The sequence below is a fragment of the Bradyrhizobium genomosp. III genome (assembly GCF_000261705.1).
Lineage (GTDB): Bacteria > Pseudomonadota > Alphaproteobacteria > Rhizobiales > Xanthobacteraceae > Bradyrhizobium > Bradyrhizobium ottawaense.
On the sequence record NZ_AJQF01000399.1, the window covers coordinates 1 to 24829 of the forward strand.

Here is a 24829-nt window from a genome sequence, read left to right on the forward strand (position 1 = left end):
GTGGTCGAGACCACGAGCCGCATTCGCCTTGCGTTTGCCGCGGCATGTCCCGAGCCGACCTGATCCGCCGTTTGCCAGGCGCGCTGCTGCCGCTCGGTCCTTGACCGGCGGGGCGTCCGCCCCCCGTTCACCCACCCCATCCCTCAAGCGCGTTGCAAAGTACGGGTCGTCAGGCGGTGAAAAGCCGAAGGCAATCCTGTGCGCCTCGCCAGACAAGATGTGCGGCCGCATCAATCGGGCCCAAAAGCCGCCCTCTGACGAATAGGCCGGGCTAGCAGTTGACGGTGCTCAGACCGTGTAGCGGCACACGGTATATGCATGTATATGCATGTATATGCATGTATATGTAAAGAAATGCGACAGATGCGTTAATAGAATTGCAGAATCCTACATGTCGAACGCGATGCTCAAATCCAGCTGCGCCACCCCGAATTTACCGCCCCCCAACGCCTTTCCCGAAGACCCCGGGTCGCTGGCTGCCAAAGAGGTCGCGCGACTGAGCATTCTTGACGGCATGCGGGGAATTGCTGCCATCTGTGTCGCCGTTTTACATTTTTATGAACCCTTTCAGTTCGGTCCTCAGAACCGGATTCCTCACGGTTATCTCGCTGTAGATTTTTTCTTTTGCTTGTCAGGGTATGTAATGGCATTTGCCTACGACCCTTCTCGCGTAGAATTGTCACCCACAGAACTTATTAAAAGGCGTCTGATACGACTGCATCCGCTCGTCGTAATTGGCTCCTTGTTGGGCTTCGTTGTGGTTGTAATCGGACGATTCTATGCGCCTATGGCTGCTGCGTTATTCAATTTTAGTGTCACGGAGTTTTTTATTCTCCTCACCTGCAGCGTACTTCTGTTGCCGCACTTATTTGTCCACGATCCCAGCTTTCCTATTTTTCCTTTTGTCGCTCCCGCCTGGTCATTGCTTTGCGAGTATGTGGCGAGCCTAACGTTTGCTCTTTGTCTGCGCCAACTATCGCTTCGATGGTTGCTAGCGATGCTCGCCTTCGCCGCGGTTGCAACGGCATACACGTGCTACGATTTCGGAAGCCTAAACGGCGGTTTCGACCGCAGAACCTTCTGGATTGGCTTTGTACGGGTAGGTTTTTCATTTATCGCGGGCGTTGTTGCTTGCCGTATTGGCAGGCAACCGCTGTTGCCAGGGGCAGCATATTACCTTCCGCTTATCATGCTTGCGACCTTTTTTTGGCCCTTCCTTTGGAAGCCCTACGATTTCCTGATCGTCACAATCGTATATCCGCTCCTTGTTTGGCTGGGCGCTAATGCAATCGGGAGTCCGTCGATCAACCGTTTTAGCGAGTTTATCGGAGATCTTTCATATCCGCTTTATATGACCCACTACGTTCCACTCATGCTATTGTTCGGCGGAACTTCGGCAGGTTGGGTTGCGCAGATCCATGCAGCGCTAGCGGTACCAAGCATGACTCTAGTTGCAATCGCTTTTAGCTTTCTTGTTAAGCGATATATCGACGAACCGATCCGTGCCACTTTGCGTCACAGATCATTTGAGCACCTCAAAGGCTAATGCAGGCACTGCCGCAGGTATGCACGGATGTGCTTATCCTGTTCTGCTCTCAGAAGCGCTTTCGCCCCCTCTGGCCTTCCAGCTTCAGGGTAATTAGCTAGGTATGAGATGTGGGTAATTGAAAGAGCTAACTCAGGCAGACCACATGTTTCCCATTCACAATATCTTCCCGAAAGAGATGGCGATAATCGGCCGCACCCTGCTGAATTACGGCGAGCTTGAACTCGACCTGATGAATTGCATCCAGGTCGTCCGCCAATACGACATGAACTCCATCTTGAAGGCGTTTCAGGATTCGGGGAGAGAAGAGCCGCATTCAGATCGCGGACGCTCTGGGCCGCGTACCCGAGCAGACACACATGCGACCTAGACGGGACGTCAGCGTCTCAGTCGCATTCCCGCGAGCGCTCCGGCAAAAAGTACATTCAACTGGTGCCCGTGCAAATGCAGCCTACGCAGCGATCTTGTCTTCCTTGTCTGCGCCGCGCATGACGATCCTCAGGGCGTCGTTGGGCAGCGGGCGCTGCAGCGCCTTTGCCTCATCCCAGGGAGTGTGCATCCAGATGTCGCGCTCCTCCTCGGTGGTCAGGATCACGGGCATTGCTTTCGGATGGATCGGCTCGACGACCGCATTGGGTGACGTCGTCAGGAAGCCGTAGACAAGGTGGGGCCGGGGATCGGCTTCGACTTGGTGCCGCGGTCGCCTCTGAACTCGGTCCAGATGCCGCCGAAGCAGAACAGCGGCCGGCTCTCCTCGAGCGCGAACCAAACCACATCTTTCTTCTTCGTCTCGGGATTTGGCGGTACTGTCCAGAATCTTTCGCACTTTTGATCAGGCGACGGCTCCGGTTTCAGAGAGTTGTGGCTGATAGAGCGGTCGCATGTTCATGTAGCATTTGGTCGACCACGCCGTTCCGGCAATGTGCCGCAGCCGGGCCGCCGCCAAATTGAGACAGGATTGACCGTCGGGGAAGGCGCCGACGACACGGGTTCGTCGCCGGATCTCCTTCATGATGCGCTCGAGCGGATTGTTCGTTCGAATCTTCCGCCAATGGATGTCAGGAAAGGCATAGTAGGCGAGCGTCTCGTGAACCGCCTGCTCGACGAGATCAGCAGCTTTGGCCATACGGCTTGCCCGCAGATCCGCGATGACGGTCCTGGCTTTCTCGTCGGCCGCGGCGCGGCTCTCCTGGGCATGAATGGCCTTGAGCATGTGGCTCACCTCGTGGACCCGGGTCGACGGCACGTGGCTGAAGACATTGCGATAAAAATGCACCATGCAGCGTTGATAGCGGGCCTCCGGCAGATAATCCGCAACGCTTTCGACAAGACCTCGGCACGCATCGGAAACCACCAACTGCACGCCCCTGAGACCGCGATCGACGAGATGCCGCAGAAACGAGGACCAGCCGGATTTGTCCTCCTTGGCGCCCTCACAGATGCCGAGGATCTCCCGGAACCCCTCGGCATTGACCGCCGAGGCCACCAGCAGCGAGACGTTGCGAACCTCACCAGCCCAGCTGCGCTTCATCACGATGCCGTCGAGGTAGAGATACGGATGCTCGCCTTCGATCCTGCGATTCCGCCACGCCTCGATCTTGGTATAGATCTTCTTGTTCAGGTTCGACACTGTGCTCGGGCTGACCCGGGGGCCCCACAGCGCCTCCGTAATGTCTTCGACCCGCCGAACCGAAATCCCGGCCAGATACATCTCGATCAGCGCCTCCTCGACCGAGCTCTCCCGCCTCCGGTAGCGCTCGATAATCGCCGTCTCGAAGGTTTGCCGCCGTAGCTTCGGAACCTTCAGATTGACGTCGCCCGCCTTGGTCTGCAGCGTTCGCTCGTAGCTGCCCGCCCGCGTGTCCTGCCGGGCCGGGCTGCGCTCATAACGCCCAGCACCGCACAGCTGGTCCGCTTCGGCCTCCAGCATGGCGTTCAGTGTCTCTTCCACCGTCCCGCGGACCATCTCGCCCAGGTGATCTCGAATCCGGGCCTCATCAATTTGGATCACCTGACCCATGGCATTCCCATCGTTCATTCAAAGCTCCTTCATTCTAGAGGAAGCCGTCAATCCTGAAAGTGCGAAAGACACTGTACGTTACCGAATGCAAAGCAGTTTTGAGATGGCGTGCAATCTTTTGACAAACATTTACGGGGCAATGCAATGAGTTCGAAAAACATCAGAATTTCATCGACATCGGTGACCAGACAGGAATGGCGTGCTGTCGACGCAGTCGTTAACACCAAGGGCAGAGATGCAACATCGTTTCATGCCGAACCGAGTGCCGCAGTAGTTACCGAACGCAGATTAGCAAGTCTGGGGCCTTCACAAAAATTACCGTCTCAATCGAGCCGGCCAATGTGTCGACGCGACAAGCGATCCGCCGGCTGAATGATGAACTGGAGGGGCGAGTCTCACCTTCGGATACGTTCGCATCCAAAACTGCATCCTGATCCGCGCTCATGCTTGGCCCATGCACTTTGCATATGAGACAACGGCGTTCTCGAGCACGGAGTTGATGCAAGGGGACGTTCTGCGAAGGACGCTAGAGCTGGATGCTCTACTGGAGGCAGTTCATCCTCATTTTTTCCACCATCCGAAGAACTTATTCTTCATCGTGCTAACGCAAAGTTGCGACCTAGTACCTCGCGGGCCAGCGGGCGGATGCAAGGCACCGTACATTGCCATTGCACCGGTGCGCAGTCTCGAATTGGTCGTAGAACGACAGGTCGGTCAATTCCAGGCTCCTGCTGTGAAATCCGATCTCCCTATCGTTGGACTTCGGGCGAGAAATAAGATCTCGGAGTTTATGGGCCGGCTTTTGAATTACAACGAGCCTGGCTATTTCTTTCTGGATTCCGAGGGCACAGATCTCAGGTAGACTGCATAGCGTTTCTCAAACTTTCCATCGCTGTGAAGGCCGATCTCCACCTAGCAACCTGCGTTGCGGCGAAGATCTTGCAATTGACAGACACGTTTCAGGCAAAACTTGGTTGGCTAGTTGGCCAAATGTATTCGCCCGTCGGAACGCAGGATATGGATGCTGACAAAGCGACAAAAAATTGCGGACTCTCAGAAGAGCGTTGCTCTGTGGTTCGATGACTCAAAAATCAAAGCGGTTGAATCAAGGTTCGCCGAACTCCGTCAGTTGGATCCCAATAAGAGTATGTCAGAGGCTGAAATTGCGGCGATGATCCGCGCCGTCCCATCCGTCCGAAAAGAGGTGATGACCCGAGCGACGGAAATCATCAAAGATACGCTTGGCGAGAACCAACAGGGAGCGGCTCGACGCTTAAGTTCAAGATTAGCGAGCGACGCTGCGCTAAAGAAGCTTTTGCGGTAGATGTCACATGTCGCGGTGACGTGACAGTCGAGCGAGCAACCAGTAGCTGGATTTCGCCGCGCAGGGCATGATCACGATCACGGATTGGTCACCTCACGCTTCGTTCGGCTCCTAGGACGCAAAGCGTCTGTGGACCCATCACGACTACTGACTTCGTAAAGTCACATAGGCGACCGACCTAGAATACTGAACCTTGTGCGCTGGTGCTGATGGCGATGACATCGCCACGGCGGCAGATCTTCGCGACGGCGGCGATGTCGCCGTCCGAAGCTCCACCCTGAAAGAGTATTTGCGCAGAAGATCGACAATAGGCCGACGGCTCAGGAGCGGCTTTGGGCGCGGCCGGAGCAGGCGCCTGACCATAAGCCGAATCCACGAGGGCCATGCAAAGCGCCGCAGGCCAATGTCTCAGCATGATCTCCGTACCTACTTCTTCGTGCCGTAGGGGCTTTGGTTCGTCGGAGCCAGTGAGATTCCTTCCTCAGATGCTTTGTTGTAGATCGCGTTTTCGGTTCGGCCCAACTTCAGGCCGATCACTCGCGTCGGTGTGTTGCCCTTCACAAGTTGTTTGAGTTGGCTCACTTCGCCTGACGTCGACTGCTTGCCGCTATTCCGGGTCGACTTCGCCATTGCGCGCTTCCTCTTATTGGTGGGTGCCGTAACGGTTCCCGGTGTTTGAATTCACATAGGTCCCGCCGCGGTGCAACGATCCCGAGCCGCCTGAAAAGCTGCCGCCGTGGCTTGAGGTGTGGTGTCCGCCGCCATAGCTGACACGGCCCCCGTGACCTCCTCCGCGAGCATCGGCCGGTCCAATTATTCCGATTGCCAAAAAAAGCCCGGCAACGAGCGTTGCTGCCCTCATATTGTTCCCCCTCAAAAACGTCTCTTGTAAATTCGCTCCTCTATCCAACTGCAACCGATGCGGGAGCGCAAGCCGTAGTGCACCGATGACACTTTCTCCACTGGTGTGTGGATGTGAGACTTTGGACCTAGGGAAAAATACGGGTAAGGGGCGACCTTAAAGGTGCAGACCGATGATAAACCGGATGGCAAAGAAGGCGCCCCCGGCGACCACGGCAGTGGCGCTAATCGCGAACACTACTCTCCAACCCTCGTCCATTGTGCCTCGCGATAAAACGACCCCCGCGGGGGCAACGCGGAGGCCGCTGTTGGGGCGCTCCAAGGCAGGGGGTCCTGAAGCGATACGGCAACGTGCACGCGGTCGGAGGGGTTCCTATGAAGGGCAGATCCTCAAAACGCGGTGGATTTCCGCATCAGCTTCAGGAATATCTCGATGAGGTCTCACTGCGAGGAGCGAACATCTCCGCCGCCGAGTTGGGCCACCACCCAATCCGCAAAAGCTCGTACCGACGATCTTTGTCGGCTTGCGCGCGGGTAGATCAAGCGGTGACCGACGTAGCGGATATCGTTGGCGCGTCCGGCCAATGGAGCGACCAAGCGCCCGCACGCCAGTTCGCGTTCGGCCAGAAGCGTTGATTCCAAGGCCACGCCCAATCCCTCTGCAGCCGTCGCGATCGCAAGAAAGCTTCGGTCGAATCTCATGCCGTGAAGCGCAGGTGCTTCTAACCCATTCGCGGTGAACCATTGATGCCACTGCACCCGCTTCACGTCGGAGCGGATGAGCGTCTGATCGAGGAGATCGGCAGGCTTCCTGATCGATTTTGCGAGCGAGGGCGAGCAGAGCGGCGTGACCGTCTCCTCCGGCAGAGGGACAATTTCGACGCCCTCCGCGCGTGGCGGACCGTAGACGATGTCGATATCGAAATCATCGTTGCTGAAGCGCGCATAGTCCGTGCTTGCAGCCAGCCGAACCTCGAGCTTCGGGTAAGCAGCGAGAAACTGTGCAAGCCGTGGTGCCAGCCATTGCGCAGCAAAGCTGGGCGCGGAATGGACGCGCACCAATTGTGGTCCGCGCGCGGCAACTTCCTCTAGGCCACGGCGGAGCTGATCGAATGCCGCTCCCGTGTGACGCATCAGGTTCTCGCCGGCCGGCGTAAGTCGCACGGATCGTGCGCTGCGCTCGAACAAAGCGGTCCGAAGGGTGCCCTCCAGCTTGCGGATGGCATGACTAACGGCACTCGGTGTCAGGTGAAGCTCATTCGCCGCATCGCGAAACGATCCGGTGCGGGCAGCCGCTTCAAAGGCACGAATTGCCGATATGGGGATATTCGACAGCATCCCATAAGTGAACCAGATTCATCGATCCGTGACAACTGCGCGTTTGTCCGTTGGCGGTCGGCGGGTCATTCCTAAGCGCCAAGGAAGAACAATTTGCGGGAGGAACTGATGCTGCTCAGCGGTAAGACGGCCATCATTTCGGGCGCGGCCTCGCCGCGCGGGATCGGGCTTGCCACCGCCCGGCGGTTCGCCGCCGAGGGCGCTCGGGTCGCCATTCTGGATATTGACGCCGGCGCTGCGACGGATGCTGCGGCATCGCTCGGAAATTCCCATATCGGACTAGGGTGCGACGTCGCCGACAAATCGTCCTGCGAACAGGCGGTCGCCCGCGTGATCGAATCCTTTGGCGGCACCGATGTTTTGATCAACAATGCCGGCATCACCCAGCCGGTGAAGTTCCTGGAGATCTCGGCAGCCGATTGGGATCGCATTCAGGACGTCAATCTCAAGGGCATCCTGTTTCTCTCCCAGGCGGTGATCCCGCATATGCGCGGACGGAAAGCCGGATCGATTGCATGCATGTCGTCGGTCTCGGCCCAGCGCGGTGGTGGAATTTTTGGCGGCCCGCACTATTCGGCCGCGAAGGCCGGCGTACTTGGTCTCGCCAAGGCGATGGCCCGAGAGTTCGGCCCGGACGGCATTCGCGTCAATTGCGTCACGCCCGGCCTGATCGGCACCGATATCACCGCGGGCAAGCTGACCGACGAGATGAGGGCGAAGATCCTGGAAGGCATTCCGCTCAATCGTCTCGGTACGGCCGAAGACGTCGCCGGTATCTACACCTTCCTGGCCTCGGATCTCTCCGCCTACGTAACCGGCGCCGTGATCGACGTGAACGGCGGCATGCTCATCCACTGAGCCAGCGAGACAAGGGTCAGATCGATGGAAACCTCGACCAACGCGCTTACGAACACGCCCAAGCTGACGGACCGCGCCCACAATATTCGCCGCAATGCCCTGCGCATGGGCGAAGTTCAGGGCCAAGGCTATATCGCACAGGCGCTCGACATCTCTGACGTTCTCGCCGTCGCCTATTTCCATGCGATGCGCTACAGACCCGAAGATCCGTCCTGGGAGGAGCGAGACCGCTTTCTGCTCTCCAACGGGCATTATGCCATCGCGCTCTACGCGGCCTTGATCGAGGCGGGGATCGTCCCCGAGGAAGAACTCGAAACCTATGGCAGCGACGAGAGCCGCCTGCCGATGTCGGGCATGGCCTCCTACACACCGGGAATGGAAATGTCGGGCGGCTCGCTCGGGCTCGGACTCAGCATCGCCGTCGGCATGGGCCTGGGACTCAAACGCAAGAAATCCGGAGCGCGGGTATACACCTTATTTTCCGATGGCGAGCTTGACGAAGGCTCGGTCTGGGAGGCGATCCAGTCGGCAGGCCACTACAAGCTCGACAATCTGATCGGCATCGTCGACGTCAACAATCAGCAGGCGGACGGTCCTTCCACGCAGGTCATGGCGTTCGAGCCGCTGGTCGAGAAGCTTCAGGCCTTCGGCTGGTTCGTGCAGCGCGTCAACGGCAACGATCTCAATGCCGTGGTCGCCGCCTTCGACGCGGCCAAGTCCCATCCCGAACTCAAGCCGCGGATCATCGTCGCCGACACGCTGATGGGGAAGGGTGTTCCCTTCCTCGAGCAGCGCGAGAAGAGCCATTTCATCCGCGTCGAGCCGCACGAATGGCAGCTCGCGCTTGCCGCGCTGGAAGCCGGGAGGCAGGCATGAAGACCGTCAGATCAGCACCGCAGCCGGGCAAGCCGCGCCTGACCACCTCAGCGATGATCGCATCGATCGCAGCCGAGGGGCAGAAGACCAGACCGGGGCCGTTCGGACACGCGCTCGTCGAACTCGCGCGCCACCGCCCTGAGGTGGTCGGCATGACGGCCGATCTCGGCAAATACACCGACATGTACATCTTCGCAAAGGAGTTCCCGGACCGCTATTACCAGATGGGCATGGCCGAGCAGCTTCTGTTCGGCGCCGCCTCCGGCCTCGCTGCCGAAGGCTTCATGCCTTTCGCGACCACTTACGCGGTGTTCGCGTCTCGGCGGGCTTACGATTTCATTCACCAGACGATTGCGGAGGAAGACCGCAACGTGAAGATCGTTTGTGCTTTGCCCGGCCTGACCTCGGGCTACGGCCCGAGTCACCAGGCCGCAGAGGATCTCGCGCTATTTCGTGCCATGCCAAATATGACGGTCATCGATCCCTGCGATGCCCACGAGATCGAGCAGTTGGTGCCTGCCATCGCGGCGCATCAGGGGCCAGTCTACACCCGCCTGCTGCGCGGCCAGGTGCCGGTCGTTCTGGACGAGTACGACTACAAATTCGAGCTCGGCAAGGCCAAGCTGATCCGCGACGGGAAGGACGCCCTGGTCATCTCATCCGGCATTATGACCATGCGCGCGCTCGAAGCCGTACAGACCTTGAAAGACGACAGCATCGATATTGCGGTGCTGCATGTTCCAACCATCAAGCCGCTCGATACCGAGACGATCTTGCGTGAAGCCGGCAAGTCGGGCCGCCTGGTCGTCGTTGCCGAAAACCACACAACGATTGGCGGTCTCGGCGAGGCGGCTGCCGCGCTTCTGATGCGTTCCGGCGTCCATCCGCCCTTCCGCCAGATCGCATTGCCGGACGAGTTTCTTGACGCCGGCGCACTTCCGACCCTGCACGACCGCTACGGGATTTCCACCGCAGAGGTCGCACGGCAGATCAAGCGGTGGCTTTAGTGTACCGGCGCTAAGCGCCAACTTAGCCAAGCCCAGGTGAGGAGCTACGCCCGTCGCATGTTGCGGCGGCGAGTGATTGCTCCTGCCCAAATGCCGGTGGTCGAGAGCCGGCAAGCGAAGAACCCGGAAAGCTGCACGTCAGCCTGCGCTGATGCAACGGGCAGCAACGTCAATGAAGGACCAGGAGGAAAACATGACTGCATCGAAGCCCGGAAGCATCAGTCGCCGTTCGCTGTTGATGGCCGCCACCACCGTTCCTCTCTGCGGGATTCTCACCCGCCCGGCGTCTGCCGCCGAGTTCGTCTACAAGTTCGCGACCGGACAGGACCCAACGCATCCGGTGAATATCCGGGCGCAAGAGGCGATCGACCGTATCCGCGAAGCGACGAGCGGTCGGCTGGAGATCAGGCTATTTCCGGCCAACCAGCTCGGCTCCGACACCGAGCTTTTGACCCAAGTTCGCAGCGGCGGCGTCGAGTTCTTCAACCAATCGTCCTCGATTCTTGCCACCCTCGTACCTAGCGCAGGCATTGTGAACACCGGCTTCGCATTCGCCGACTACGACAGCGTATGGAAGGCGATGGACGGCGACCTCGGCACTTACATCCGGGCGCAAATCGCCAAGACGCCAATCATGGCGGTTTCGAAGGCCTGGGACAACGGCTTTCGTCAGGTGACCTCGTCGGGCCGCGAGGTCCGGACGCCGGATGATCTGAAGAATTTCCAGATCCGCGTTCCGCCCGCGCCGCTGCTCACCTCGCTCTTCAAGGCGCTCGGCGCCGGGCCGACGCCGATCAACTTCAACGAGGTCTATTCCGCGTTGCAGACCAAGGTCGTCGACGGCCAGGAGAATCCGTTGCCGATCATCGCGACCGCGCGTCTTTACGAAGTGCAGAGCACGTGTAGCCTCACCGGGCACGTCTGGGATGGCTACTGGATTCTGGGCAACAAGCGCGCCTTCGAGCGCCTGCCCAAGGATGTGCAGGAGATCGTGACGCGCGAGCTCGATCGCTCCGCGGTCGATCAGCGGGCAGACATCGCAAAGCTCAGCCAGTCCCTGCGCGCCGATCTGTCGACCAAAGGTCTCAAGTTCATCGACGTCGATCGTGCCGCTTTCCGCCAGGCGCTGTCTAAGACCAGCTTTTACGCCGACTGGAAGGGCAAGTTTGGCGAGGAGGCATGGTCTCACCTTGAAAAAGCCGCGGGCCAGCTATCATGACCAGCGTGAGCCATACGCCGCATGTGGATACCGGGCTCGCGGCCGGCAGATCTCAAGCGAATTCGCGCCGATGGGTGGTGACAGCGAACATGGTGCTTGGCCACGCTGTCGCAGTCCCGGCGGCCTTGCTCGTGCTGGCGGAGATCGTGGTGCTGTCCGCGGGCATCGTGGGCAGATACGTATTCCGCTCGCCGATCGTCTGGTCCGACGAGCTTGCCGGCATTCTCTTCCTCTGGCTCGCCATGCTCGGGTCTGTGATTGCGTTCCAGCGCGGCGAGCACATGCGGATGACCGCCATCGTCGGCGTGCTCAGTGCGGAGCTCCGCGCGTTCCTGGATGTCATAGCGGCCGCGGCGTCGCTGGCATTTCTCGTGCTCGTCGTTTGGCCGGCCTATGAATTCGCCGCCGACGAGGCCTTCGTCACCACTCCGGCGCTCGAGATCGTCAACACCTGGCGTGCGGCAGCGCTGCCGATCGGCATCGGGCTGATGCTGATCGCAGCCGTCCTCCGGCTCATCCGCATCGCGAGCCTGCGCAGCTTGCTGGCCTCCCTGGCGATCGTCGCAGGCATCATCGGAACGTTCATTCTGCTGGCGCCGGTCTTGAAGGCACTTGGCAATCTGAATCTTCTGATCTTCTTCGTTTTCGTGGTCGGCGCGATGGTCTTTGCGGCCGTGCCGATCGCGTTTGCATTTGGCCTCGCCACGGTCGGCTATCTCGCCCTGACAACCAGCACGCCCGACGTCGTGATGATCGGACGAATGGACGAGGGCATGAGCCACTTGATCCTGCTTGCCGTGCCTCTCTTCGTCTTTCTCGGCCTTCTGATCGAGATGACGGGCATGGCGCGCGCCATGGTCAGCTTCCTGGCAAGCCTTTTGGGCCACGTGCGTGGCGGACTGCACTACGTGCTGGTCGGGGCGATGTATCTGGTCTCAGGCATCTCCGGCTCCAAGGCGGCGGACATGGCTGCGGTGGCTCCAGTGCTGTTTCCCGAGATGCGGCAGCGTGGGGCCAAGCCCGGCGATCTCGTTGCGCTCCTGGCCGCGACGGGGGCGCAGACCGAGACGATTCCCCCGTCACTCGTTCTGATCACGATCGGCTCGGTGACCGGTGTGTCGATCTCGGCGCTGTTCACCGGCGGGTTGCTTCCGGGCGTGGTGCTCGCGATCATGCTCGCGGCCGTGGTGTGGTGGCGATACCGCCGCGAGGACCTGTCTCACGTCAAACGGGCGACGGGGCGGCAGATTGGCCGCGCCTTTGTGATCGCGATACCGGCCATCGCGCTGCCATTCGTGATCCGGACCGCCGTCGTCGAAGGCGTTGCGACGGCAACGGAGGTCTCGACCATCGGGATCCTGTACTCGGCCTGTGCGGGACTCTTCATCTATCGGCAGTTCGACTGGCGCCGCATCTATCCGATGCTGGTCGAGACGGCTTCGCTGTCGGGGGCGATCCTGCTCATCATCGGCGCGGCGACGGGCATGGCCTGGGCGCTGACCCAGTCGGGATTTTCTGCCTCTCTTGCAAAGTTCATGACCAGCCTTCCCGGCGGAGTACCTGTCTTCCTTGCCGTGACGATCGTGACCTTCGTGATCCTGGGCAGCGTTCTGGAAGGGATCCCGGCCATCGTCTTGTTCGGCCCGCTCCTGTTCCCGATCGCGCGGCAGGTCGGGGTGCACGATGTCCACTACGCGATGGTGGTCGTTCTCGCGATGGGCATCGGCCTGTTCGCGCCACCGTTCGGCGTCGGCTACTACGCGGCTTGCGCCATCGGCCGCATCAACCCGGACGAGGGCATGAAGCCGATCGTGGGCTACATGATCGCGCTTTTGATCGGCACGCTGATCGTCGCGGCCGTGCCCTGGCTATCGATCGGCTTCCTTTGACGCATCTGCGGGACGCCTTGCGGGACAAAACCGCGAGGCACCTCGTCAGGCGAACTTCGGCAGATGCAGCGGCAGGCCCTCGCAGGGCATATCGATCTCTTCGACTTGCCCCTTGCCGACTTCAGTCACGCGTAGCTTCTTGCCCTCGAGCGTGAAGGCACAATTCGTCGGCTGCGGCCCATCCAGGATCAGCCGGTCGACGACTTCACCCCGTCGGTCCAGCACCCTGACGTTCTTCTGGTTGTAGACCGTGCAATAGAGGCGGCCATCCGTGCCGAAGGCCATCCCGTCCGGACCTTTGAAATCGGGATTGGCATTCGGTTGCAGGACGTTGCCGAAGACCTCGCGTCTAGGCGAGGCTTCGCCGAGCACGTCATATCGGTAGATCTCGCCGGTGAAGGACGCGTTGGCATAGAGGTGATTGTCGGAGCCGAAAGCAATGCCGTTGGTGAAGCGGATCTTCCGATCGAGCACGCGTAGCACCTTCATGGCCGCCGGATCGATCTCATACACACGGCCGTCCCAATCAAGGTCCATATAGCCGTCGACGAAGGCCTGGCCGTTGATGAAATCTTCGGCCGCCATGCCGGAGTCGGTCAGGTAGAGCAGTCCGTTCGGGCCGAAGCAAAGATCGTTCGGAAATAGAAAGCGGTCCGTACCTTCGCCCTGCATGCGCCGGATCTCGTTTCCGCCGTCGTCGATGCAGATCAGCGCCCGGAGGCCTGCTTCCGCGATCCAGATCCGGCCGTGGCCATCAGTCGTCAACCCGTTCGGACGCCCGCCAGTCGTCCGGATCACCCTGCGATTGCCGCGAGAGTCAAGCCGTGTGATGCAAAGGGTCGACGCGGACATTTCGGTCACATACATCGATCCATCGGGCAGGCACACCGGCCCCTCCGGAGCTCCAATTCCGGTGGCAAACAGTCTCGACGCCATTTTTTCCTCCCGTTCTCCAGATTGCCGGCGCTCGTTACGAGATGACCAGGCCGCTGGCCGGATCGATCAGCACCACGCGATTGAGGTCGATGGCGAGGTTGATCCGCTCGCCATGGCTGCTGACGTCATGAGCCTGCAACTCCGCGACCGCATCGACGCCGCCGATCTTGATGGTGGTGAATGTACGGGTCCCCGTCGGCTGAATGAGGTCGACGACGGCCGAATAGGAGACCACCCCGTCGCGCGGAGGTCCGCCGCCAGCCCGGCTGAAGTGCTGGGGTCGAATGCCCACCAGAACTTCTTGGCCATCCGCACCTGTCCGCAATTTGGCTCTTGCATTCGGAAGCGTCAGCGCACCGCCGGACTGAAACACAACTGCGGCGCAGCCGCCGCTTGTCTTGAGGGTCGCCGGGACGAGGTTGATCGACGGAGACCCGAGGAAGCCGGCCACAAAGCCCGTACGAGGCTGCTCGAACAGTTCAAGCGGAGCCCCCTGCGGAAACACCTTCATCCTGAAGCCGTCGGAACGTGATCCATCCGCTTCGCTAATCATGGCGGAATGGCTGAAGGAAGCCGGCCTGCCGGATGGCGTCTTCAACGTGGTGCAGGGTGATAAGGAAGCCGTCGACGCGCTACTGCATCATCCGAACGTCTCGGCGGTCAGCTTCGTAGGGTCCACGCCCATTGCGCAGTACATCTATTCGACCGCCGCGAATACCGGAAAACGCTGTCAGGCTCTCGGCGGCGCCAAGAACCACATGATCGTGATGCCCGATGCCGACATGGATCAGGCGGTTGATGCACTGATGGGTGCCGCTTACGGCTCCGCCGGCGAACGCTGCATGGCGATTTCTGTTGCCGTACCGGTCGGCGAGGGGACCGCGGACAAGCTGATCTCAGCCTTGGAGCCGAAGGTTCGAGGCCTGAAGGTCGGGCCGGGTACCGATCCCGAGGCCGAGATGGGTCCTATCGTCACGAAGCAGCATCTGGACAAGGTCCCAAGCTACATCGATGCGGGCGTTGCGGACGGCGCGAAGTTGCTCGTCGACGGACGCAAATTCAAAATGCAGGGCTACGAAGACGGCTTCTTCCTGGGCGGGACTTTGTTCGATCACGTCAAGCCGAGCATGAAGATCTACAAGGAGGAGATCTTCGGGCCAGTGCTCTCGGTCGTGCGAGCACCGGATTATGCGACGGCCGCGCGGCTGATCAATGAGCACGAGTTCGGCAACGGGACATCGATCTTCACACGTGACGGCGATGCTGCTCGTGAATTTGCTCACCAGATCAAGGTCGGCATGGTCGGCATCAACGTTCCGATTCCGGTGCCGATGGCCTTCCACTCCTTCGGTGGATGGAAAGCGTCGATCTTCGGCGATCATCACATGCATGGACCGGAAGGCGTCCGCTTCAACACGCGAATGAAGACAGTGACAAGCCGCTGGCCAACCGGAATACGGGCCGGTGCCGAATTCGTCATGCCGACCATGTCATGACGGCTGCCGGATACTGCTTTTGTCTGTTCTCCCAGACTGCGAGGGCCATCGGCCCTCGTTCTTTTCATAGGTCATTCTAACGGCCTCTGTCTTAGAGAAATGCTCGAGCATGCCGCAGACAGTTGTGTTCGGCCGTAGCTCGAATGGCGGGTTTTGGCGCCCAAGAAACTTAAAAATGCTTTATCTTTCATTTGGGATTGACTGACACTCTCTCCGTCATTGGCGCGATTTTGTACGCCTCCGCATTTCGACTGAGGTCGACCGCGGGCGCCGAAAAAGTTGGGGTGCGGCCACGCATACTCGGGCCACAGCGACATACGCCTTGCGGCGGCCGATCTTGTCCGAAAGACTGACGAACACGACATACAGAGGCACGGTGATGATAGTGGCGCCGATAAGCATGTAGTTCGCCGTCAGATTCTCGACGCGGAGCACTTTGGCCAACAAGAAGAGCGAATAGAATTGACCTGTGTACCGGATCACGGCCTGCGCTGGCGCGAATTCAATTCAGTATTGGTCAAGCCGGTCTAACATTTCGCGCACACGAAAAGCGAGTTTTGCCTGAGAGATCGGCTTCTCTAATAGCTCGACGCCCTCATCAAGGCGCCCTTGGTGGACCACGGCATTTCGCGAGTAACCTGTCATGTACAGGATCTTGATGCCTGGGCGGATCTGCTGTGCGCGCCGGCCCATCTCCCGTCCATTGATTCCCGGCATGACGACATCCGTCAGCACAAGATCAACCTTCGGCTCTTCCTGCAGAAGGATGGTCAAGGCAGCCTGGGCGCTGGATGCCACAACCACGCGATAATTTAAATCTCGCAGAAGCTCAGAAACATATGCACGCAGGTCCGTATCATCTTCGACGACGAGTATCGTCTCCAGTTTCTCACCTTCCGGGCGAAACTCGTCTGCATTACCCTCGGCGGGTCGAGCATCTCCATGGTAGCGGGGGAAATACATTCTGATGCTGGTACCTTGGCCGACTTCGCTGTAGATCTTCACGTGCCCACCCGACTGCTTTACGAAACCATAGACTTGGCTAAGTCCGAGGCCTGTCCCTTGCCCGAGCTCTTTCGTGGTAAAAAAAGGCTCGAAAGCATGATTGAGGACGTCCGCGGTCATCCCGGTCCCAGTGTCTGTTACGCAAACGATGACATAATGGCCCGGGGAGAGCTCAGGATTCACTCGGCAATAGTCCTCGTCAGCTAATACGTTCATAGCCTCGACCGTGAGTTTGCCGCCATCCGGCATCGCGTCGCGTGCGTTGATACCGAGATTGATAATGGCAGACTCGAGGTGGTTGGTATCAGCCTCGATCGACCAGAGACCCGCACTTCCGACGGTTTGAACTTCGATGCGTTCACCGAGGGTACGTTGCAGAAACTCCTGCAATCCATTCAGAAAAATATTCAGATTGATAGGCTGCGGATCCAGCGCTTGCCGACGGGAGAATGCGAGCAGGCGGCTAGTCAGTGCTGCGGCACGCTGCGCGCCCCGCTTGGCATTGGCGAGTGCCCGCTGAAGATTCGTGCTGTTAGTCAGGCCGCGGCTGTTCCGCTCCGCGGTCTCAAGGTTGCCAAGCACGATCATCAGGAGATTATTGAAGTCGTGCGCGATCCCGCCGCTGAGCTGGCCTACCGCTTCGAGCTTCTGAGAGGCGGCTAACTGCTGCTGAGTGCGCTGGAGTTCGTCCTGGGCCTGCTTTCGCTCGGTTACGTCACGCGTTACTTTTGCAAACCCAACCAATTCGCCGGCCTCGTCGGTGATGCGATCGATGACAACTGACGCCCAAAAGCGACTGCTGTCCTTTCGCACTCGCCAACCTTCAGCCTCGAAGCGTCCCAATTTGGCCGCTTCGGCGAGCGCCCGTTTCGGTACGCCAGTTTGAATATCTTCAGGCGTGTAGAAGCGACTGAAGTGCTGACCGATAATTTCATCCGGATCGTAGCCTTTGATGCGCTGTGCACCCGGATTCCAGGTGGTTATATTGCCGGCAGGATCCAGCTGAAAAATCGCATAATCGACAACAGCCTCGATCAATCGACGGTATCGTCGCTCGCTCTCCAGCAGATCGTTGTGGGCCTGCTGACGTTCTGTGATGTCGCGCGTGACCTTTGCAAAGCCGATCACCTGACCTTGCTCGTCGCGGATCGCATCCACGACGACTAACGCCCAAAAGCGGGTCCCGTCTTTGCGGACGCGCCACCCTTCGGAACTGAACCGGCCGGTCTCTGCCGCAATTTTCAACGCTGTTTGGGGAAGCTCTTTCGCGCGATCCTCGGGCGGATAAAACAATGAGAAGGACTTGCCGATGATCTCGTCCGCTGAGTAGCCCTTCAATCGCTCGGCACCGGAGTTCCAACTGCGCACGGTGCCATCTACATCGATCATGTAGATGGCGTAGTCCACGATGGAGTCGATGAGCAGTTGAAGCGGCCGCGCGTCGGCGACCCCGTCGAGCTTTGTTTGCAGTGTTTTCAACGCGTGGAGCGCTCCCAAACAGGTTCAACGTATTTGGATGCGGGATTGTTCCGTACACCGTGGCATTGTGCCCCTGTCGCCGTGGCCGGCCGAGCAATGCTTAAGACCACAGGATCGCAAGTGGTGAGTATCGCCGTCGAGGCTCCGGCTTGGCCGGGGAACCCTGCCCGGGAGCAGAAGTTTCCATAAATCAAAGGCGGCTCCGCCTGCGGCGAAACGGGGGTTGATATGGATGAGGAAAAGCGGTTGCTCGACGGCTGTGAGCTCCCGAGGATTTCCACCGGAAATTTTGGTCTAGATGACATTCTCGGAGGCGGCTTTGATCCCGAGAGAATGTATCTGTTTGAAGGCCAACCCGGTTCAGGCAAGACAACCCTCGCTCTGGAATTTTTGCTGGAAGGAGTTCGCGTCGGCGAACCGACCCTCTACATCACGCTATCGGAGACTGAGCAAGAATTGCGTCTGGTCGCAAAGCGTCATGGGTGGTCGCTCAACGGCATTACAATCTTTGAATTGATCCCGCCTGAGACCACGCTGGATCCGAGCCAGGAACTCACGGTGCTGCATCCGGCCGAGATGGAGCTTAGCGAAACCACGCAGATGATCTTTGACCGGGTCGAGGCACTGGCGCCGGCGCGAATTGTACTCGATAGCCTGTCGGAGCTTCGCCTGCTGGCACAAAGCCCCCTTAGATACCGCCGTCAGATCCTCGCGTTGAAACACTTCTTTTCAGGTCGCAAGTCCACTGTGGTTTTGCTTGATGACCTTTCATCACAGCAGAACGATCTGCAATTGCATTCGATCGCCCATGGCGTTGTGCTTCTTGAACAGTTGGCAATCGATTACGGCGCGCAGCGGCGACGCCTTCGTGTCGTGAAGATGCGTGGTATCGAATTCAAGGGGGGATTTCACGACTTCACCATCCGGCATGGTGGTCTCATGGTTTACCCCCGACTTGTCGCAGCAGAACATCATAAGGAATTCGACAGCGACGTCGTCTTGAGCGGCAATCCGGAACTGGACACTCTTCTGGGCGGTGGCCTTGAGCGCGGAACGAATGTGCTCCTCATCGGTGCAGCGGGCGTTGGAAAATCATCGCTGGCGCTTACCTATGCGATCGCAGCCGCAGCCCGAAACGAACGCTCCGTGATTTTTGCCTTCGACGAAGGACGCGGCACTGTGAGTGCGCGAGCGAAGACGTTGGGACTTCCACTTCAAGACGGGCTCGATAAAGGCTTGATCGATTTTCAGCAAATCGACCCTGCTGAAATGGCGCCAGGCGAGTTTGCCGACGCGGTGCGGAGCAGCGTAGAACGTGCTGACGCGCGGGTAGTGATAATCGACAGCCTCAATGGCTATCTCAATGCGATGCCGGATGAGCGCTTTTTGATTCTTCAGATGCACGAGCTGCTGAGCTATCTCAGTCATCGCGGCGCCCTGACCATCCTCGTGCTGGCTCAGCATGGCCTCGTCGGACCGATGGATACGCCGCTGGACATTAGTTATCTCGCCGATGGCGTGCTGATGCTGCGTTATTTCGAGTTTGATGGCAGCGTGCGGCGCGCACTGTCCGTCGTGAAAAAGCGAAGCGGCAATCACGAACATACGATCCGAGAATTCAAACTGAGCCACCAAGGCATCACCGTCGGACCCCCGCTAAAGGGTTTCAGTGGCATTTTCGGCGGTACGCCGGTGTACAAGGGGGAGGAGGCACCTTTGATGCCTCGGGACACCGATGGTCCGGCCTGAAACGCCAAAAGGCGTGGTTTTGGTCCTGATGCCCATTGGACGGGACGCGGCAACTGTTGCCAAGTTGATCGAAAGGGCAGGCTTACGTCCCGTGGTCTGCAACACGCTTCAGGAAGTGATAGAGAATCTCGAGTGGGTCATCGAAGTCGTGGTTGTGGCGGAGGAGGCGCTCTACGGCAATAATGCCCGCGTTCTGGAGGACTGGGTGGGCCGTCAGCCACCGTGGTCCGATCAACCCTTTGTCGTACTGACCAACCGCAATGAAGGTGGCAAGTTTGCCGCGTTCAGGCGGGAGTTGGTCATTCGCCTGCGTAACGTGGGCTTTCTCGAGCGCCCCTTGCAGGCCATCACGCTTCAGGCCACGGTACTTTCCGCAGAGCGCGCTCGAAGACGACAGTATCAAACTCGTGCGTACCTTGAGGCGCAGCGCGGCGCCTCTGCCGAACTGGAGCGTTTGGTTGCGGAGAGAACGGCTGACCTTGAGCGGGCGAACAGTCAACTCCGGGAAGAAATTGCGGGTCGCGAGCGGGCCCAGGCAGCGTTGCTGCAGGCACAGAAAATCGAGGCGTTGGGCCAACTTGTCGGCGGGGTCGCGCACGATTTCAATAACCTGCTTATGGCTGTCATCGGCAACCTCGACCTGCTTTCGAAAAAACTAGGTGAAGATGCTCGACTTCACAGGCTCCTGGATGGCGCCATGGAGGGCGCCCGCCGTGGCGCCACTCTAACACAAAGGCTACTCGCTTTTGCGCGCAAGCAGGAACTGAAGGCGCAAGCTACAGACGTCCGAAGTCTTGTGGAAGACATGATAGGCCTCATAGATCGTTCGGTGGGTCCGATGGTTCGGATCGAGCTTCACGCCGAAGACAATATGCCGGTCGTCGACGTCGACCCGAACCAGCTCGAAATGGCTCTGCTCAATCTCGCCGTGAATGCCCGGGACGCTATGATTACTGGCGGCGTCCTCACGATCGGGCTGTCCGAGCAAATTGTCGACATCGACGATCAGCTTGGTGTCCAACCAGGCCGATACGTGGTGCTCTCGGTGCGAGATACTGGAGAAGGAATGGACGCACAAACGCTGGCCCGGGCCGTAGAACCTTTCTTCTCAACGAAGGGAGTCGGCAAGGGCACGGGTTTGGGTTTGTCCATGGTGTTCGGCCTGGCGCAACAATCCGGAGGTGCCCTGCGGCTCGAAAGCACCCCCTCAAGCGGGACAACCGCCAGACTTTGGCTTCCCGTTGCCAGTGAAACGTCGCCGCCTTCCGGACGCGCGCCGAACATCGTTACCCAAGCCTCGGCGCCAGCGAAGATTCTTTTTGTAGACGACGATCTTCTGATCGCCGGCAGTACTGTCGATCTGCTGGAAGACCTGGGACATCAGGTGATTGAAGCGCATTCCGCCATTGAGGCGTTGCGGCTTCTTGAAAGTGGCTTAGCTGCTGATCTTTTAATAACCGACCACGCGATGCCAGGAATGACAGGAATCGAATTGGCCCGAGAAGTGCGCCGCCAATATCCTCGACTTCCGATCTTGCTTGCGACGGGGTTCGCTGAACTGGAAGGAAGCGAAGTGGTAGACGTCGCACGTCTCGCGAAACCTTACACGCAAGCTCAACTTGCGACGGAGATCGCGCACCTCCTGCCGAATGGAAGGGATGGCTTCTAATGCCGCTCAGCGGCAGCGTGCACCTGCCGGGTAGACGGATTTCGAGCCGTCCCTTCAGGTGGTTTGTGCGCGCGCCGTAGAAAAGCGGCGCTGCGGCCTTCCGCCGGGCGTCCCCCATTCGATGACGAGTGGGGGTAGTGCCTGAAACGCCGGGCCGTTATACGCGTTCGCTCAGGCCGCCTTGGACTCGATCTGGTGCACGTTGGCCTGCGCCGCGCCATTGATGGCGATGCGCAACGGCGGCGGCGTGAACTATGTTTTTTGGGGCCCGGCGCGCGGCGAAGTTCAGCTTGTGCTTCTGCTTCTCCCAACGGGCGTTGCTTACGAGCGCCCTCCAATGCGGCCCGCTCGGCCTCGATAGCCTAGTCGAACTAGCCCAGCGAGGCTTGATTGGTTCTTCAGCTTTCTCGCCCATGAGACCGGCTCGCTAGTCTGCGGGCGGGATCGGCGGGGCCGCGTTAAGAAGCTGCGATATCGCGGTTACGATCTGAGCAGGGGCAAAGGGCTTTGCAAGCAGTAGGCTGTTTGGGACGCCCTCGGACGCCCATTCCTCCCCGTGAGTGCCGGTCATGTAGATGATGGGCATCGTCGGATCGATCTCCCGGGCAGAGCGACCGACCTTCCATCCATCGAGCTTTCCCAGCAGGTTGATGTCGGTCACGACCGCCCGGAATTTGGATTCGTCGTCCTGCCTGCAAAAGAGTAATGGCTTCCTCGCCAGACGCCGTCAGGGTGGACGCAAAGCCGCCGTCTGAAAGAGCTTCTTCGACCATAGCCCGAATAAGCTGGTCGTCCTCGACGACCAGAATCTTAACCGCATCGGTCAAAGCCAATCTCCCCCTGGCTGCCTCGTCGCAGTCGCGCGGCAGGGTAAGACGTGGTGGAACAGTAAGTTCCATAATTGAGATCCTACTAGGGTATTTTCCAGCAAGGCCGCGCCAAGCACTAGACGCTAGGAAAGAGGTTAGGCGCGTAACTTATCATGCTACAAGCCGAAGGCGGGCCAGCCAGGGTTCGAAGGGACGAGTTCATGCCAACCCTCACGGGGACAGAATCCGTGACGTCTCCCGTCGCATCGACCGGGGCAACCAGACAGGAACTTCCGTACCGGTTGAGGCAACAGTCCTTGCTGGGCGAGTTCGGCCGAACCGCGCTGCAGACCCGCGACATCGGCCAGATACTCCAACGAGCGACGCAGCTCTGTGCCCAGGGTCTCGAAACACCTTTTGCCAAGGTCCTGGAGTACATGCCGGAGGAAAAACGGTTGCTGGTGAGCGCAGGCGTCGGATGGGCGCCGGAGACGATCGGCCAGATATCCCTGGGCGTCGATCTGGAGTCTCCCGCCGGCTACGCGTTCCATACCGGCCAAATCGTCATTTCCAACCACCTGCAGGAAGAAACCCGCTTTCGAACGCCGAAACTACTGTCGGAGCACGGCATCAAGCGCGCCATCAACGTTCTCATCGCGCGGGGCGGCGAAGGTCATCTACCGTTTGGTGTTCTGGAAGTCGACAGCGCTGACTCGGGTCAGTTCGATCTCGCGGATGCTGATTTCCTTGCCGGCTTTGCGGGCCTGCTCGGCATCGCCATTGAGCGGCAGCATGCCGACGCCGAGCTCCAAAAAGCCCTCGAGCACCAAGCCATGTTGACTCGAGAGATGAGCCACCGTGTCAAGAACAGCCTGGCGTCGGTGGTAGGCCTGCTCCGCGTCCAGTCCCGCAGCGCACAGTCCGAGGAAGTTCAAAACGCGCTCAAGGACGCCGCTTCCCGCATCACGACGATCGCCCAGGTTCACGACCACCTGTGGCGCAGCACCAGGATCGGGTTTGTCGATATTGCGGACTTCGCGGGCGAGCTTTGCAGGAAGCTGCAAGAAACGCTCGCCTACAAGATTGACTGTAAGTTCGACCACCTGATGATTCCGGCGGACAAGGCAATTCCGCTTGGCCTCCTGATCAATGAGCTTGTCACGAACGCGGCGAAGCACGCCTACTCCGACAAGTCCGGCGAAATCCAGGTGGCGGGCGCGGGGCGCGGAGCCGATTTGCATGTCGTGGTAGCGGATCAGGGCGTGGGACTGCCGGCGGATTTCGATATGGACCAGCCGCGAGCGAGCCTGGGCTTCAAGGTGATCAAGAGCCTGCTTGCCCAACTCAATGGACGCATCGCGGTCTCATCAAACGAGCCAAAGGGCACAACAATCCAACTTGATGTGCCGCTCGATTAGAGGAAGTTCCGTCCATCCTACATCCCGGACCTGTCATGGCTTCACGAACTGATAGGCGAAGCGATCGGTCTCGCCCTTGATCGAGGGATCGAACACCTTCATCGAGTGCGGATCGTCCTTGTTCGCGAGCATTGTGCTTTCCGCGTCCAGTACGAAGCCGGCCGCCTCCACCTCCTCGCAGTGAGATTCATGCACTCGTGGATGCCAACGGCCTGCCGGTCCGGCTGGCGCTGACGCCCGACGAGGCTCACGAGAATCGGCTTGCCAGAAAGCGACTATCTTGTCTGAAGCGCGGATCGATGCAGCTTTCTGACGTGGCTACGACGCCGACTGGATTAAGGAGCTCGCCACGAAGAACGGCGCATGGGCCAACGTCCCGCCAACCCGATCTGCTTCGCTCACCGTGCACCAAGATGGTGCACCATGTTTTGCCGGCGCCCCACTGACCCGACAGCAAGCCATGCCCCACCGCTGGCATCAGCCGTTTGATTAGCCATGCCTTGAGCGGCCGCGGATCTGCATCCCCGTGTGAATTGTGAATAAAGTGCGGCAACTTCGGATCCTGCCGCGACGCCTCATCGATTTCGTCGAGATCATCCTCAATATCGTCTTCGTCTGGATCTGGCGCCGGTGTCTCCGGTTTAGGCGAAATTGGCTTGAGTATCTCCCGCGGCGCGTTTCGACAATTTTCTCGGGCGCCTTCATGCCGTCGAGCAGCGGCAACGCCCTATCAGTGTACTTGCTGGCGCTCCTGGAGATCTCGCGGGAAGTCGACCCTCTGCGAAATAGCGGCCGGCAACCTACTCGTTGCGTTGCCACACGCACGCTCGATGTTTCAGCGAGCGCCGTTCTCGTTGCGAAAGGCAGCAATGAAATCGCAACGAATTGGGTGAAACGACCGTGAACAAAACGGGACGAGGACGATCACCACACCAAGAAAGATCAATAACTTAGAATTGCTTAGCTAGGTACCGTAGATACAGGCCCTATGAGAAAACTTTTCGGTCGTTCCGTCAGTACGGTTCAACCAGAAGCATTTCGTACCGAAGTCAGCAGTTCGGACGTTAAAGTGGGTAATTCCGCATCCCTTCTTGGCCTCGGCATCGGGATGGTGCTCCAGTGCCGCTCGTAGAATCACTGTGTCATTGGCGCCAACCCGATCGCCCACGTCGTACCGGTGAAGCATGTCATTCAAATAAGCAACGGCGTCACCTCTTTTGGCGAAGTGCAGTGGGCCGAGGTCGATCGGCTTCGCGGGCATGTGAAACCTCCATTCCAATCAAGCGGTAGAATTGCTGTCCACGTCGTCGAGCGGCAGAAGCCGCTCGCG

At 59.2% G+C, this 24829-nt stretch carries 20 protein-coding genes and 3 pseudogenes; 13 read left to right on the forward strand and 10 right to left on the reverse strand.

Translation table 11 applies throughout. The annotated features are described in order from the left end of the window. The first annotated feature begins 391 nt into the window (after nt 1-391). Both IC66_RS0132250 and IC66_RS0132255 read left to right on the forward strand, forming a co-directional pair. Complete coding sequence (locus IC66_RS0132250) at nt 392-1546, forward strand: acyltransferase family protein (protein WP_223153693.1); 1155 nt, start codon at nt 392-394, stop codon at nt 1544-1546. 145 nt (nt 1547-1691) lie between these two features. Then, nucleotides 1692-1916 (forward strand): hypothetical protein, encoded by a 225-nt coding sequence (locus IC66_RS0132255; protein ID WP_018647460.1) that lies wholly within the window; start codon nt 1692-1694, stop codon nt 1914-1916. A gap of 81 nt (nt 1917-1997) precedes the next feature. On the opposite strand, the pseudogene IC66_RS0132260 reads toward IC66_RS0132255, so the two are convergent. After that, nucleotides 1998-2347: pseudogene (locus tag IC66_RS0132260) on the reverse strand (SOS response-associated peptidase family protein); the annotation flags it as partial. Nucleotides 2348-2378: 31 nt separating this feature from the next. Beyond that, complete coding sequence (locus tag IC66_RS0132265; RefSeq protein WP_171463837.1) at nt 2379-3566, reverse strand: IS256 family transposase; 1188 nt, start codon at nt 3564-3566, stop codon at nt 2379-2381. A gap of 1021 nt (nt 3567-4587) precedes the next feature. Here IC66_RS0132265 and IC66_RS0132275 point away from each other — a divergent pair. Continuing rightward, the gene (locus IC66_RS0132275; protein ID WP_014497718.1) at nt 4588-4890 is read left to right on the forward strand and encodes a hypothetical protein; all 303 of its coding nucleotides are present in this window, start codon (nt 4588-4590) and stop codon (nt 4888-4890) included. Between the two features lie 178 nt (nt 4891-5068). Here the strand turns inward: IC66_RS0132275 and IC66_RS46565 are convergent, their stop codons facing one another. The 3 genes from IC66_RS46565 to IC66_RS0132285 all read right to left on the reverse strand — a co-directional run bounded on the left by IC66_RS46565 (nt 5069) and on the right by IC66_RS0132285 (nt 7089). Further along, nucleotides 5069-5275 (reverse strand): hypothetical protein, encoded by a 207-nt coding sequence (locus IC66_RS46565; RefSeq protein WP_131233156.1) that lies wholly within the window; start codon nt 5273-5275, stop codon nt 5069-5071. 41 nt (nt 5276-5316) lie between these two features. Continuing rightward, complete coding sequence (locus tag IC66_RS43780) at nt 5317-5520, reverse strand: hypothetical protein (protein WP_014497717.1); 204 nt, start codon at nt 5518-5520, stop codon at nt 5317-5319. Between the two features lie 672 nt (nt 5521-6192). Further along, nucleotides 6193-7089, reverse strand: coding sequence for a LysR substrate-binding domain-containing protein (locus tag IC66_RS0132285; protein WP_011084956.1), 897 nt, complete (start codon nt 7087-7089; stop codon nt 6193-6195). Nucleotides 7090-7197: 108 nt separating this feature from the next. Here IC66_RS0132285 and IC66_RS0132290 point away from each other — a divergent pair, with 108 nt between their 5' ends. The 5 genes from IC66_RS0132290 to IC66_RS0132310 all read left to right on the forward strand — a co-directional run bounded on the left by IC66_RS0132290 (nt 7198) and on the right by IC66_RS0132310 (nt 12938). After that, the gene (locus IC66_RS0132290; protein WP_011084957.1) at nt 7198-7947 is read left to right on the forward strand and encodes an SDR family NAD(P)-dependent oxidoreductase; all 750 of its coding nucleotides are present in this window, start codon (nt 7198-7200) and stop codon (nt 7945-7947) included. A gap of 24 nt (nt 7948-7971) precedes the next feature. Further along, nucleotides 7972-8823 (forward strand): transketolase, encoded by an 852-nt coding sequence (locus tag IC66_RS0132295; protein ID WP_011084958.1) that lies wholly within the window; start codon nt 7972-7974, stop codon nt 8821-8823. Continuing rightward, nucleotides 8820-9830 carry a transketolase family protein gene (locus IC66_RS0132300; RefSeq protein WP_014497715.1) on the forward strand — a complete coding sequence of 337 codons (1011 nt, stop codon included), beginning with the start codon at nt 8820-8822 and terminating at the stop codon, nt 9828-9830. The genes IC66_RS0132295 and IC66_RS0132300 overlap by 4 nt, the downstream gene beginning before the upstream one ends. 193 nt (nt 9831-10023) lie before the next feature. Further along, entirely contained in the window at nt 10024-11049 is a 1026-nt protein-coding gene (locus IC66_RS0132305; protein WP_014497714.1) for a TRAP transporter substrate-binding protein, read from the forward strand. Beyond that, entirely contained in the window at nt 11046-12938 is a 1893-nt protein-coding gene (locus tag IC66_RS0132310) for a TRAP transporter large permease (protein ID WP_038950438.1), read from the forward strand. The genes IC66_RS0132305 and IC66_RS0132310 overlap by 4 nt, the downstream gene beginning before the upstream one ends. A 45-nt stretch (nt 12939-12983) precedes the next feature. Here the strand turns inward: IC66_RS0132310 and IC66_RS0132315 are convergent, their stop codons facing one another. Then, on the reverse strand, nt 12984-13874 hold the full coding sequence (locus tag IC66_RS0132315; RefSeq protein WP_011084962.1) for an SMP-30/gluconolactonase/LRE family protein: 891 nt from the start codon (nt 13872-13874) through the stop codon (nt 12984-12986). Between the two features lie 34 nt (nt 13875-13908). Further along, entirely contained in the window at nt 13909-14385 is a 477-nt protein-coding gene (locus tag IC66_RS0132320; RefSeq protein WP_202557216.1) for a hypothetical protein, read from the reverse strand. Between IC66_RS0132320 and mmsA the strand changes: the two are divergent. Then, nucleotides 14369-15370, forward strand: a pseudogene (gene mmsA / locus IC66_RS0132325) (CoA-acylating methylmalonate-semialdehyde dehydrogenase); the annotation flags it as partial. The gene IC66_RS0132320 and the pseudogene mmsA sit on opposite strands and share 17 nt — an antisense overlap. A 507-nt stretch (nt 15371-15877) precedes the next feature. On the opposite strand, the gene IC66_RS0132335 reads toward mmsA, so the two are convergent. Beyond that, nucleotides 15878-17854, reverse strand: a complete 1977-nt coding sequence (locus IC66_RS0132335) for a hybrid sensor histidine kinase/response regulator (protein ID WP_225895010.1) — start codon at nt 17852-17854, stop codon at nt 15878-15880. 228 nt (nt 17855-18082) lie between these two features. Between IC66_RS0132335 and IC66_RS0132340 the strand changes: the two genes are divergently transcribed. Next, nucleotides 18083-19603 carry an ATPase domain-containing protein gene (locus IC66_RS0132340; RefSeq protein WP_018646982.1) on the forward strand — a complete coding sequence of 507 codons (1521 nt, stop codon included), beginning with the start codon at nt 18083-18085 and terminating at the stop codon, nt 19601-19603. Then, a complete protein-coding gene (locus IC66_RS0132345; protein WP_014497707.1) occupies nt 19590-21272 on the forward strand; it encodes an ATP-binding protein in 1683 nt (560 codons plus the stop codon). Before IC66_RS0132340 ends, IC66_RS0132345 begins: the two co-directional genes overlap by 14 nt. A 427-nt stretch (nt 21273-21699) precedes the next feature. On the opposite strand, the gene IC66_RS0132355 is transcribed toward IC66_RS0132345, so the two are convergent. Continuing rightward, complete coding sequence (locus IC66_RS0132355; RefSeq protein ID WP_014497706.1) at nt 21700-21933, reverse strand: hypothetical protein; 234 nt, start codon at nt 21931-21933, stop codon at nt 21700-21702. Nucleotides 21934-22302: 369 nt separating this feature from the next. Here IC66_RS0132355 and IC66_RS0132360 point away from each other — a divergent pair, with 369 nt between their 5' ends. Then, nucleotides 22303-23499, forward strand: a complete 1197-nt coding sequence (locus IC66_RS0132360) for a sensor histidine kinase (protein WP_014497705.1) — start codon at nt 22303-22305, stop codon at nt 23497-23499. A 179-nt stretch (nt 23500-23678) separates the two neighbouring features. Then, nucleotides 23679-23881, forward strand: a pseudogene (locus tag IC66_RS48520) (transposase); the annotation flags it as partial. A gap of 582 nt (nt 23882-24463) precedes the next feature. Here IC66_RS48520 and IC66_RS0132370 read toward each other — a convergent pair. After that, complete coding sequence (locus IC66_RS0132370) at nt 24464-24760, reverse strand: DCL family protein (protein ID WP_011084973.1); 297 nt, start codon at nt 24758-24760, stop codon at nt 24464-24466. Nucleotides 24761-24829 lie beyond the last annotated feature (69 nt).